Origin of the sequence: Streptomyces sp. (assembly GCF_035563135.1) — a bacterium.
GTDB lineage: Bacteria > Actinomycetota > Actinomycetes > Streptomycetales > Streptomycetaceae > Streptomyces.
The window spans coordinates 1-11,835 of record NZ_DATMVN010000347.1; the positions used below are offsets into that span (position 1 = coordinate 1).

General features: G+C 70.7%; 13 protein-coding genes and 1 pseudogene. 8 read left to right on the forward strand and 6 right to left on the reverse strand.

What is annotated here, in order from left to right; translation table 11 throughout:
- The 4 genes and pseudogenes from VN520_RS15105 to VN520_RS15120 all read right to left on the reverse strand — a co-directional run.
- Positions 1–239, reverse strand: a pseudogene (locus tag VN520_RS15105) (hydrolase); the annotation flags it as partial.
- Positions 240–332: 93 nt separating this feature from the next.
- Entirely contained in the window at positions 333–1,016 is a 684-nt protein-coding gene (locus VN520_RS15110) for a phosphatase PAP2 family protein (protein WP_325747427.1), read from the reverse strand.
- Positions 1,017–1,050: 34 nt separating this feature from the next.
- Entirely contained in the window at positions 1,051–1,986 is a 936-nt protein-coding gene (locus VN520_RS15115) for a M56 family metallopeptidase (RefSeq protein ID WP_325747428.1), read from the reverse strand.
- A gap of 87 nt (positions 1,987–2,073) precedes the next feature.
- Positions 2,074–2,658, reverse strand: coding sequence for a DUF5134 domain-containing protein (locus tag VN520_RS15120; protein WP_325747429.1), 585 nt, complete (start codon positions 2,656–2,658; stop codon positions 2,074–2,076).
- Between the two features lie 180 nt (positions 2,659–2,838).
- Between VN520_RS15120 and VN520_RS15125 the strand changes: the two genes are divergently transcribed.
- Entirely contained in the window at positions 2,839–3,387 is a 549-nt protein-coding gene (locus tag VN520_RS15125; RefSeq protein WP_325747430.1) for a GNAT family N-acetyltransferase, read from the forward strand.
- Between the two features lie 105 nt (positions 3,388–3,492).
- On the opposite strand, the gene VN520_RS15130 is transcribed toward VN520_RS15125, so the two are convergent.
- Positions 3,493–4,143: a glycerophosphodiester phosphodiesterase gene (locus tag VN520_RS15130; protein WP_325747439.1), complete on the reverse strand. Its 651-nt coding sequence runs from the start codon at positions 4,141–4,143 to the stop codon at positions 3,493–3,495.
- Between the two features lie 280 nt (positions 4,144–4,423).
- Here VN520_RS15130 and VN520_RS15135 point away from each other — a divergent pair, with 280 nt between their 5' ends.
- Genes VN520_RS15135 through VN520_RS15145 form a run of 3 tightly spaced genes read left to right on the forward strand, consistent with a single transcriptional unit; the run spans position 4,424 to position 7,673 of the window.
- On the forward strand, positions 4,424–5,821 hold the full coding sequence (locus VN520_RS15135) for a DUF6421 family protein (RefSeq protein WP_325747431.1): 1,398 nt from the start codon (positions 4,424–4,426) through the stop codon (positions 5,819–5,821).
- 26 nt (positions 5,822–5,847) lie between these two features.
- Positions 5,848–6,612, forward strand: coding sequence for an SDR family NAD(P)-dependent oxidoreductase (locus VN520_RS15140; RefSeq protein ID WP_325747432.1), 765 nt, complete (start codon positions 5,848–5,850; stop codon positions 6,610–6,612).
- Positions 6,591–7,673, forward strand: coding sequence for a low specificity L-threonine aldolase (locus VN520_RS15145; protein WP_325747433.1), 1,083 nt, complete (start codon positions 6,591–6,593; stop codon positions 7,671–7,673). Before VN520_RS15140 ends, VN520_RS15145 begins: the two co-directional genes overlap by 22 nt.
- Before the next feature lie 183 nt (positions 7,674–7,856).
- Here the strand turns inward: VN520_RS15145 and VN520_RS15150 are convergent, their stop codons facing one another.
- On the reverse strand, positions 7,857–8,579 hold the full coding sequence (locus VN520_RS15150; protein ID WP_325747434.1) for a lysophospholipid acyltransferase family protein: 723 nt from the start codon (positions 8,577–8,579) through the stop codon (positions 7,857–7,859).
- 219 nt (positions 8,580–8,798) lie between these two features.
- Here VN520_RS15150 and VN520_RS15155 point away from each other — a divergent pair, with 219 nt between their 5' ends.
- The 4 genes from VN520_RS15155 (at position 8,799) to VN520_RS15170 (ending at position 11,835) form a co-directional block, all read left to right on the forward strand.
- On the forward strand, positions 8,799–9,125 hold the full coding sequence (locus tag VN520_RS15155; RefSeq protein ID WP_325747435.1) for a thioredoxin family protein: 327 nt from the start codon (positions 8,799–8,801) through the stop codon (positions 9,123–9,125).
- 194 nt (positions 9,126–9,319) lie between these two features.
- Entirely contained in the window at positions 9,320–9,826 is a 507-nt protein-coding gene (locus VN520_RS15160; RefSeq protein WP_325747436.1) for a flavin reductase family protein, read from the forward strand.
- A 202-nt stretch (positions 9,827–10,028) separates the two neighbouring features.
- Positions 10,029–10,814, forward strand: coding sequence for an electron transfer flavoprotein subunit beta/FixA family protein (locus VN520_RS15165; RefSeq protein ID WP_325747437.1), 786 nt, complete (start codon positions 10,029–10,031; stop codon positions 10,812–10,814).
- 58 nt (positions 10,815–10,872) lie between these two features.
- Positions 10,873–11,835 (forward strand): electron transfer flavoprotein subunit alpha/FixB family protein, encoded by a 963-nt coding sequence (locus tag VN520_RS15170; RefSeq protein ID WP_325747438.1) that lies wholly within the window; start codon positions 10,873–10,875, stop codon positions 11,833–11,835.

Sequence of the window (11,835 nt, forward strand, 5' to 3'; positions counted from 1 at the left end):
TCGGGCTTCTGGACGCCGTGTCCGCAGGACAGGGCATACGCATCGGCCGGTTCGTCCAGTCCATGCTCCCGGAAGACGGCGCGCCGGTCCCAGCCGGTGTTGCGCACGGCGCCGACCGCGACGCCGTGGTGACGCAGCCCGCGCAGCACCTTTGCCGCCTCGGGATACGGCTGCCGGGCGGCAGGGTCGACAGGGCGGCCGTACAGCGCGTCGTAGAGGTCCGAGTCCGGAAGGGCCACCTCGCGGGCCGGACCCGGGGAAGGGTCCCGGAGAAATCGAAAAGTGCGCCTTCGGGCTGCGCGTGACCGATCATCGCCGCCTCCGGTGAGCACCTACAGGAGCGGGTCCTCCTCGCCGGCCGGCTGCCGGGTGCGACGGATGTATCCGGTGTATCCGGCCACGGAGAGTCCGGCCACGGTCCCTCCCAGCAGCGTTCCGCCCACCACGTCGCTCAGCCAGTGCACGCCCAGGTAGACGCGTGTGAGGGCCACTCCGGCCACCGAGATCACTGCGAGCACCAGCGAGCCCCACCACAGGGACGACGGGACGCCGTGCAGGCGCAGCAGCCACACGAGGAGCCCGCAGGTCACCGCGGCGGTCATGACGTGCCCCGAGGGGAAGGCCGCGTAGTGCGCCGAGTCCACCGGGTCGAGCCACCGCGGGCGTTCCCGGCCCACTGCCGCCTTGAGTCCCTGCTGTACGAGCGTGGCGAACAGGCTGGTCGCGGCGACCCACCCCGCGAGGAGCCGTGAGCCGTGCCACCACAGGAGGACCACGACGACTGCGGTCAGGACGCGCATCGTCCAGGGGTCCCACACCCAGTCCGTCAGAACCCGGTTGACCTGGACCAGCCCTGGTTCGGTCACCGCTCTGCTGTGCAGTGCGTCGGCCACCGTCGTGTCCAGCGCCGTCAAAGGCGACCAGGACACCGCGACAAGGACGGTCAGGACGAGGGACAGCGAGGCGCAGACGAGGCCGGTGATCAGGAAGGCCCGGGTGCGCGGAGGGGAGTACATGGGGATGATCCTCGTGCACGACCGGCACGTGAGGCTATCCCAGAGCGCTGAGCCCCGGGACGAAGGCCACCAGCAGGGGCACGACGGGCACCAGGGCCGCAGCGGCGGTCAGCCGCAGCCGACGGCCCGCGGTGAGCCGCTCCACGGGGGCGAGCAATCGGTTCACCCTGAGCGGCACATGAGCGCCGGAAGCCGGTGCCGGGCCGAACACACCGCGGTCCTCGTTGAGTTCGACCAGGGCGAGCGCGATCGTGAGGCGGCCGAAACGCCGTGACGCCACGTCGTCCGCGGCCAGTTCGACGAGGTGGTGCATCTCGTCACGGAACGCGGCGAACACCGGCACCTGCGGGAATCCGGTCGCGAGCGCTTCCGAGCAGTACAGGAGCCAGTCGTGGCGTGCCTGCGCATGGCCCTGCTCGTGGGCCAGCACCGCATCGAGCTGACGCCCCTTCAGCCGGCCGAGTGCCGCGGTGGTGATGACCAGTCGGGGCGCCGCCCCCGGCAGCCACCAGGCATCGGGCCGTTCGCCCTCCAGCACCACGAGGCGCCCGCTGCCGGGTTCCTCGCCCGGCATCAGCGGGGAGCGGACCAGCAGGTCGGTGCGCCGCCGCCTGCGGCGTGCCCGGGCCCGGTGGATCTCCCGTACGAGCATGGCGGCGGTCCACACCCCGCCGAACGCCAGCAGCACCGCGATGACCGCCGACCACGGCCCGTACGCCCCCAGGGCGTACGCCTCGACCACGGCGTGCGGGGCGGGTGCGAAGACGTGACCGCGGACCGCCTGCCAGGCGGCAGCCGCACTGAAGGTCATGGAGAGCCCGAACGACAACAGGACGCCCGCGACCACGCACTGCCACACCCACAGGGCCACGACCGGCTCGCGCTCCGGCCATCGTGCCCTCGCCATCAGGCCCGGAGCCACGACGGCGGCCAGTGCGCCGAGGAGCAGCAACGCGAGGGAGACCAACATGGACGTCAGCCTATGAGCGCGGGGCCGCCCACGGGTATGGCCGCGCGCGTCAAGTGACGTACGACACCGTGTGCGGGGCTCGTCGTCTCACAGGGTGAGCAGCATGGCGAACATGGCTGTGCCCATGGCCAGCCTGCACGCCAGGGCGAGTTCCGGCCGGGCGCCCCACGCCGGGCCCGTCGGACCGCCGGCCGGCACGCCGAGGGGAGCGGGGGCCGGTATCAGCCGTCCTGCCGAGCGCAGGACGTAGAGCGCGTAGTACACCAGCAGCGCTCCTGTCAGCACGGGGGCGCCTCCGGCCGCCCCCGCTCCGTGGCCGGCGTGGCCGCCGCCCGCGCCGTGGGCCGCCCCCGGCGCCATGGCCACAGCCATGTAGACCATGGCCAGCGAACCGACCAGATGATGCAGGTGATGGCCACCGCCCCTGGCGTACAGGGCTGCGTGCAGCGAGGCGGCGCCGAACACCACGGTGTACACCACCCATGTCCATCCCGGGAGCGTGAGCAGAGCCGCGGGCACCGCCATCGCGGCCATCCCGAACCCCATCAGCGCCTCGGCCCGCGCCGATCCGCGTTCCCGTCGTGTGCCGTCGCGGGCCCGCAGCAGGCAGTACGCCCCTGTGGCCCCGCACAGCACCATGAGCAGCCAGCCGGACAGCGCCGGTCCGTGCACAGTGCACCTCCCCCTACGGCGAATCACGCCGGTTCCGTCCCATCGATGCCCTGTGCCGGGCACTCCTACCGGGGCGCATTGGGGTACTGGGGGGAGCGCGCCCGGGCCTGCGGGGGGCGGCCGCGCCCGGGTTAGTCTCGGGAGCGCACAGGCGGCAGCACACCATCGGAGAAGAGCCTCATGGACATCGCACCGGCCACGGCACGGACAGAGCTGACCTTCCGCGACGCGACCGGGGACGATGTGCCGGCCCTGGTACGGCTCGTCGAGTCCGCCTACCGGGGCGACGCGAGCCGGGCCGGCTGGACCACCGAGGCGGACATCCTCCACGGCCGGCGCACCGACGCCGACGGGGTGCGCGAGGTGCTCGCGGTCCCCTCGGGCCGGATCCTGGTGGCCGAGCGGGACGGCGATCCGGTCGCCTGCTGCCAGCTCGAACACCGGGGGAAGGCCGCGTACTTCGGCATGTTCGCGGTCAGGCCGGATCTGCAGGGCGCCGGCCTCGGGAAGGTGGTCATCGCCGAGGCGGAGCGCGCGGCCCGCGAGGGCTGGGGCGTGCGCGAGATGCACATGACGGTGATCTCGGTCCGGGCCGAGCTGATCGCCTGGTACGAGCGCCGGGGCTACCGCCGCACAGGGGAGCTGACGCCCTTCCCGTACGGCGACGAGCGCTTCGGCGTCCCGCAGCGCGACGACCTCGTGTTCGAGCTGCTGGCCAAGGACCTGTAGAGCGCGCGGGACCTGTGACGCGCGCCGGAGCCCCGCAGGGGCCTGTGGCGGTGGACCGGGGCCCCACGGGAGCCTGTGGCGGTGAGCCGGGGCCCGTGGGGCGCCTCAGGCGGTGAAACGGCCCGCGCGCCGGATCTCCGGGTAGTCGGTCGTCGCGCCGTCCAGACCGAGGGCGCGGACGAGACGCAGGTGGTCAGGGGTGTTGACCACCCAGCCGATCACCTTCAGACCCTTCGCGTGCGCCTGCTCGACCACCTCCAGGGTGAGGCGGCGGATGTTGAGGGCGAGCGTCGCCGCACCCACCGCCTTCGCCCGGTCCACCACGTCGCCTTCCCAGCGGCTGGCGACGAGCACCGTCCGCACGCCCGGAACGAGCTGCGCGATCTCGGCGACCGCCGCGTCGTGGAACGAGGACACCTCGACGCGGCCGGTCAGATCGCGTCGCAGCATCACCTCGGCCAGTGCCCGCGCGGCCGCCACATCCTTGATCTCGGCCTGGAGGGGGGAGCCGATCGCGTCGAGCACCTCCTCGAAGACGGGCACCCGTTCGCCCTGGCCGGCGTCGAGCTCGCGCAGCTCCAGGAGCGTCTTCTCGGCGATCAGCCCTTGTCCGTCCGTCGTGCGGTCCACGGCGGCGTCATGCATGACGGCGAGCGCGCCGTCCTTGCTCAGGTGGAGATCCAGTTCCACGGCGTCCATACCGGCCTGCTCCGCGCGCGTGAACGAACGCAGTGTGTTCTCCGGTTCCACACCCATGACCCCGCGATGACCGATGGTGAGAAAAGTCAAGGCACTCCCGCTTCCGTCCGTCGTCCTGGCCCCGCGTGCGGCTCCTGCCCCCAGAGAACCAGTTCTTGCGCGCAGGGCGGCCCCTGGCCCTCCCATCCGGTGGAAGAAGTTGTCGCGCGGATGTGTGGCAGGAAAAATAACGGTGAAACTGAGGGTCGGCAGGATAATTTTCTGCCCTCCACTTGTCTGAAGGAACCGAGCGTGGATACGGTTGCTCGACGCGAGGTTCTCCCGTGAAGGAAGTGTTATGACGGAAATTCTTGAGCACGCCACCGCAGCCGGTGCGACAGATGCCGCCCGGCGGGTCGTGGAGCACCCGGCCTGGCCCGCGCTCAAGGGTGCCGTGGAAGAGCTCCGCCCCTGGCAGTCCAAGGACGGCTCCATCGACTTCACCGCTGACGGAGCCCCTTCCGCGGAAACAGCCGGCAGCGTCGTCGAGCGTGTGATCACCGCGGTCGAGCAGCTCTCCCCGCTGCTCCCGCACGACGACGCCTACCACCGCGCGCTCGTCACCGACCTGCGCCGCTGGGCCGCCGACGGCTTCGGCGTCCCGGACTTCCTCGACTCCCTGCTCGCCTTCCAGCCCGCCAAGGACCGCGCGGACGGCCTCCAGCACCTGGTCGTGTTCGCGATGTACACGCAGAACGGCAATCCGGACCGCAATCTCGAAGCCGTCGTGCTGCGGATGGTCTGGCCCGAGTGGCTCGCCGACCTCGAAGCCACGCGTTACGACAACCCGCTCTTCTGCGGCATCACCTTCGAGGACTTCACCTCGGGCTACGACACCAACTCCGCCGTGCTCTTCCCCGAGACCATCGCCGTACGCGAGGCGCCGGAACGCTTCAGCTGGGGCGGCATCTTCTGTGACCGCGAGGCCGCCCGCTTCCGCAGGGTGACCGAGGCCTCGGTGGAGCTGCTGGGTCTTGAGCTGCCCGACGACATCCGGGAGATGCTCGGTGACCAGAAGCGCTGCGAGCAGGCGTTCGTGCTCTGGGACATGGTCCACGACCGCACCCACAGCCACGGCGACCTGCCGTTCGACCCCTTCATGATCAAACAGCGCCAGCCGTTCTGGATGTACGGGCTCGAGGAGCTGCGCTGCGACCTCACCGCCTTCAAGGAGGCCGTGCAGCTGGAGGCCGAGGGCTTCGGCCAGGGCCGCGACGTCCAGTTCGCCGTGCTCTTCGACCGGATGTTCCGCTTCCCCGTCACGGGTGAGCGCGTGCGCAACTACGACGGCCTCGGCGGCCAGCTGCTCTTCGCCTACCTCCACAAGCACGATGTGGTCCGCTGGACCGACAACACTCTGAAGATCGACTGGGACCGTGCCCCGGAGGTCACCAATCAGCTGTGCGGAGAGATCGAGAAGCTCTACCGCGACGGCATCGACCGTCCCAAGCTCGTTCACTGGTTCGCGGCGTACGACCTGGTCGCGACCTATCTCGCACCCCACCCGGGGTCTCGCTGGGCCAAGGGCCCGGACGCCCTGGACCTGACCCAGCCTCCCCGCAAGCTCGTCGACGACGTGCTTGCGGACGAGTTTCCCCTGAGCATGTTCTATGAGGCGCTCTCGAAGAAGCTGAAGCATGTGATCGCCTCCACCAAGGGGATCACCGCGGCGGACGCCGGGCGGGCAGCTGCGTGAGCGCGGGTTCTGAGGAGGCGGTGGCGATGAACGCAACAGGCAGGGGTGGCGACGGCGTGCTCGAGGGTGCTGTGATCGCGGTGGCCGGAGCGGCGGGGCCCGCGGGCCGCGCCACTTTGCTCAGGCTCGCCGAGGCGGGTGCGACCGTGGTCGCCTCCGACGCCAACCCCGAGCGGCTCGTGGAGGCCGTCGACGCCGCGCGCTACGCCCACGGCGGAGCGACGGTCACCGGAGACACGGTCGATCTCCTCGACCCGGCAGCCGCCCGGGAATGGGCCGACAAGACGGAGAAGGAGTTCGGCCGCGTCGACGGTCTGGTCCACCTGGTCGGGGGCTGGCGTGGCGGTGCCGGCTTCGCGGACACCAGCCTCACCGACTGGGATCACCTCGAGAAACTGCTGATCCGCACCGTCCAGTCCACCTCGCTCGCCTTCCACGAGGCCATCCAGCGCAGCGACCGGGGCCGGTACGTGCTGGTCAGCGCGGCCGGTGCCAGCAGCCCCACCGCAGGCAACGCGGCCTATGCCGCCTCCAAGGCGGCGGCCGAGGCATGGACGCTCGCCATGGCCGATGCCTTCCGCAAGGCGGGGGGTGACGCGGGCCCGACCTCGGCAGCTGCGATCCTGGTGGTCAAGGCACTGGTGCACGACGCGATGCGCGCCGAGCGCCCGAATGCGAAGTTCGCGGGCTTCACGGACGTCACGGAGCTGGCCGAGGCCATCGCCGGAGTCTGGGACAGGCCCGCCGGAGAAGTGAACGGAAAGCGTCTGTGGCTGACCCCGCAACCGTAAGGACCGACGCGCGACGTCGTCACGATCCGCGTATACGCGGTTTCGCCAGTGACAACTACGCCGGCGCGCACCCTGAGGTCCTCGCCGCGCTCGCCCTCGCCAACGAAGGCCATCAGGTCGCCTACGGCGAGGACGACTACACCGGCCACCTCCAGCGGATCATGCACAGCCACTTCGGCCCGACCGCCGAGGCCTTCCCGGTCTTCAACGGCACCGGAGCCAACGTCGTCGCCCTCCAGGCCCTGACGGACCGCTGGGGCGCGGTGATCTGCGCCGAGTCCGCGCACATCAACGTGGACGAGGGCGGTGCCCCGGAGCGGGTGGGCGGGCTGAAGCTGCTCACCGTCCCGACCCCGGACGGCAAGCTCACCCCGGAGCTCATCGACCGCGAGGCGCACGGCTGGGAGGACGAGCACCGGGCGATGCCGCAGGTCGTCTCGATCACCCAGAACACCGAGCTCGGCACCGTCTACACACCCGACGAGATCCGCGCCGTCTGCGACCACGCCCACGAGCTGGGCATGAAGGTGCACCTCGACGGAGCTCGGATAGCCAACGCCGCCGCGTCACTGGACGTGCCGATGCGCACGTTCACCAACACGGTCGGCGTCGACGTCCTCTCCTTCGGCGGCACCAAGAACGGCGCGCTCTTCGGTGAGGCCGTCGTCGTCCTGGACCCGGACTCCGTCCGGGCCATGAAGCATCTGCGCAAGCTGTCGATGCAGCTCGCCTCCAAGATGCGCTTCGTCTCGGTCCAGCTCGAGGCGCTGCTCGCCCGGGACCTCTGGCTGCGCAACGCACGGCACGCCAACGCCATGGCCCAGCGGCTCGCCGAAGGGGTCCGGGCGGTGGACGGAGTGGAGATCCTCCACCCGGTCCAGGCCAACGCCGTCTTCGCCCGGCTGCCGCACGAGGTGACCGAGCGGCTGCAGAAGCGGTTCCGGTTCTACTTCTGGGACGAGAGGGCCGGAGACGTCCGCTGGATGTGCGCCTTCGACACCCGCGAGGACGATGTGGACGCCTTCCTGCTGGCCCTCAAGGAGGAGATGGGCAGGCAGTAACGGCATGGACACGCGGCCGACCGGAAGCACACTGGATCCGGCCGGCCGCATCGTCGCGTTCCGCGGGGAGATCCATGCCGGCAGGCGAGCCGCAGTCCTTTGACCGGGCCGTGAGCGGCGAGGACGCGACGACGGCGGAGCCCGGGGCCGCGGCCGCCGGGCTCCGCCGAATCGTGCGACGGATCAGCCGAGCTCGCGCACCTCGGCGGGCGTCGGAGCCGTACCGCCGAGGTGCGCCGGCACCCACCAGGTGTCGGCCGCGTCCTTGGGGCGCACGGGATAGGCCCGCTGCGCGGCTTCGAGGAGCTCCTGGACGCGCTCGCGCAGCCGGCGGGTGATGGCGCCCGCGTACTGGTCGGCGGGAGCCTCCATGGCCTCGCCGACCCGGATCGTGATCGGCGTGTGGCTGCGCTTGAAATTGCGCGGGCGCCCCTTGGTCCACAGGCGCTGGGTACCCCACAGGGCCATCGGGATCAGCGGTACGCCGGCTTCCTGGGCCAGCCGTGCCGCGCCCGATTTGAAGCTCTTGAGCGTGAACGACTGCGAGATGGTCGCCTCGGGGAATACGCCGACGATCTCACCCGAGCGCAGCGACGCGAGCGCGTGGGCGTAGGCGTCCTCGCCCTGGTTGCGGTCGACGGGGATGTGCTTCATACCGCGCATCAGGGGGCCGGACACCTTGTGGCGGAACACCGAGTCCTTCGCCATGAAGCGGACGAGCCGCTTCTGCGGCAGGGCGCCGAGTCCGGTGAAGATGAAGTCCAGATAGCTGATGTGGTTGCTGACCAGAACCGCGCCACCGGTCTTCGGGATGTGCTCCGAACCCTGGGTGTCGATCTTCAGGTCGAGCGCCTTGAACAGTGTGCGAGCGGCGCCGATGACCGGCCGATAGACGAGCTCTGCCATCTGGTTGAAGACCCTTCTTCGGTGCCTGGGGAGGGTTCTCCCGGCGGAAGTTACGCAGCCGTAGGTTTTCGGCATTGGGGCGATCGTGCCCCATGCGCGACGCCGTGGCCAGCCCCAAAGGGCCCGGGGCGAGAGATTCTTGTCACGTGAATCATCCGGGAATGTAACGCGGGCGCAGGGCGCTGGCCTTCTGCGCGGACTCAGGAGAGGGAGGCAGGGATGGACCCGGAGACGGCTGTCGTCACCATGGACGCGGCCCAACTAGGCGCGGAACTGGGGGATCGGGCCACGCTGGTGCAGTTCTCGAGCGCGTTCTGCCAGCCGTGCCGCGCCACCAGGCGCGTCCTTGCGCAGGTGGCCGGGATGGTCGAGGGCGTCGCCCACGTCGAGATCGACGCCGAGGCGCATCTCACGCTCGTGCGCAGCCTCGGGATCAGCCGGACCCCCACGGTCCTGGTGCTCGACGCGGAGGGCCGCGTCGTCCGCCGTGCGGCGGGCAGGCCGCGTACGGCGGATGTCGTGGCGGCGCTGGGGCAGGTGATGTGACGGACCATGACGCATCTCCCACATGAGGGGACCGGCTTGACTGTGCACACCACGGATCGTCACTCTGACGGTATGCCGCCAGTACTCCTTCTCTTCGGCCGGGTCCACCTCGACCTCGTGCGCCATGCGGGCGCGCGCTGTCCGGGTGCCTGAAGAAGCACGGCCTGTACGCCATCTCGCAGAAGGATCTCTCCATGACGGCCTCGCCCGGTCTCGGTACTCCCGTGACGGCTGCCCCCGAACTCCTCCGTTCCGTCTTCAGGCAGCACGCTGCCGGGGTGGCCGTGATCACCGCCGCCGGCGCGGGTCCCGTCGGCTTCACCGCGACCTCGCTCAACTCCGTGGCGGCCGAGCCGCCGCTCATCTCCTTCGGGGTGGGCACCTCCTCCTCCAGCTGGCCGGTGATCGCTGAGGCCGGGCACGTGGGCGTGCACATACTCGGCGAGGACCAGCGGGAGCTCGCCGCGACGTTCGCGCGCAGCGGCGCCGACCGGTTCGGCCCGTCCACCGACTGGCGCCGGGGCCCCGAGGGGGTGCCGCTGCTCGGGGGAGTGGTGGCCTGGCTGGTCTGCCGGGTGGCGGCCCGGATCCCGGCGGGGGACCACCGCATCGTGATCGCCGAGGTCGTGGCCGGGGACCCTTCGGGGGACGGCCTGCCGCTGGTCTACCACCGAGGCCGGTTCACGGCTCTGCGAGACTGAGGGCGAGCAGGGCGGCGGCGGGGCGGGCTCCGTTGGCTACGTCACAGTTCCAAGCGCTTGCTTATGGGTAACGTACTGGGTGTACTGGCGAGTAATATTTCACCGGGAGCCGGGTCGTCCCCGACCGGAAACCGCCCGACAAGGCGCCTATGCTGCGTGCAACAAGGCAGCCCAGAAATGACGATGCAGTAGGAGAGCCGGCGTGAGCTTGAGGATCGTTGTCTGTGTGAAGTACGTGCCCGACGCCACCGGCGACCGGCACTTCGCCGATGACCTGACCCTGGACCGTGACGACGTCGACGGTCTGCTGTCGGAGCTCGACGAGTACGCGGTGGAGCAGGCGCTGCAGATCGCCGACGAGGCGGACGACGCGGAGATCACCGTGCTCACGGTGGGTCCCGAGGACGCCAGGGACGCGCTGCGCAAGGCGCTGTCGATGGGCGCCGACAAGGCCGTCCACGTCGAGGACGACGACCTGCACGGCACCGACGTCATCGGTACCTCGCTGGTGCTGGCCAAGGCGGTGGAGAAGACCGGCTACGACCTGGTCATCTGCGGCATGGCGTCCACCGACGGCACCATGGGCGTGCTCCCGGCGCTCCTCGCGGAGCGCCTGGGCGTCCCGCAGGTCACGCTGCTGTCCGAGGTCTCGGTCGACGGCGGCACGGTCAAGGGCCGCCGCGACGGCGACTCCGCGTCCGAGCAGCTCCAGGCGTCCCTGCCGGCCGTGGTCTCGGTGACCGACCAGTCGGGCGAGGCCCGCTACCCGTCGTTCAAGGGCATCATGGCGGCCAAGAAGAAGCCGGTCCAGTCCCTGGACCTGGAGGACCTGGACATCGAGGCGGACGAGGTCGGCCTGGGCGGTTCCTGGACCGCGGTCGACTCCGCGGCCGAGCGTCCGGCCCGCACGGCGGGCACGATCGTCAAGGACGAGGGCGAGGGCGGCAAGCAGCTGGCCGAGTTCCTCGCGGGCCAGAAGTTCATCTGAGCCCCGGCCGTTCCTTCCACCGCCCCGCACTCCCTCGCACGCAGGAGATTGAAGTCCCATGGCTGAAGTTCTCGTCTATGTCGACCACGTGGACGGTGCCGTCCGCAAGCCCACCCTGGAGCTGCTGACGCTCGCCCGCCGCATCGGCGAGCCGGTCGCCCTCTCCCTGGGCAACGGGGCGGCCGACACCGCCGCCGCGCTCGCCGAGCACGGTGCGGTCAAGGTCCTGACCGCCGACGCCCCGGAGTTCGCCGACTACCTCGTCGTCCCCAAGGTCGACGCGCTCCAGGCCGCCTACGACGCGGTGTCCCCGGCCGCCGTGCTGCTGCCCTCCTCGGCCGAGGCCAAGGAGATCGCCGCCCGTCTCGCGCTGCGCATCGGTTCCGGCATCATCACCGACGCCGTCGACCTGGAGGCCGGTGACTCCGGCCCGGTCGCCACGCAGTCCGCGTTCGCCGCTTCCTACACCACCAGGTCCCGTGTCTCCAAGGGCACTGCGGTCATCACGGTCAAGCCGAACTCGGCCGCCGTCGAGGCCGCTCCGGCCGCGGGCACGGTCGAGGCCCTCACGGTCTCCTTCTCCGCCACGGCCACCGGCACCAAGGTCCTCTCGCGCACCCCGCGTGAGTCGACCGGGCGTCCGGACCTGACCGAGGCCGCGATCGTCGTCTCCGGCGGCCGCGGCGTCAACGGCGCGGAGAACTTCACGATCATCGAGGCCCTCGCCGACTCGCTCGGTGCGGCCGTGGGCGCCTCGCGCGCCGCGGTGGACGCCGGCTGGTACCCGCACACCAACCAGGTCGGCCAGACCGGCAAGTCCGTCTCCCCGCAGCTGTACATCGCCTCCGGTATCTCGGGCGCGATCCAGCACCGGGCGGGCATGCAGACCTCGAAGACCATCGTCGCCATCAACAAGGACGCCGAAGCCCCCATCTTCGACCTCGTCGACTACGGCGTCGTCGGCGACCTCTTCGACGTCGTCCCGCAGCTCACCGACGAGGTCAAGACCCGCAAGGGCTGA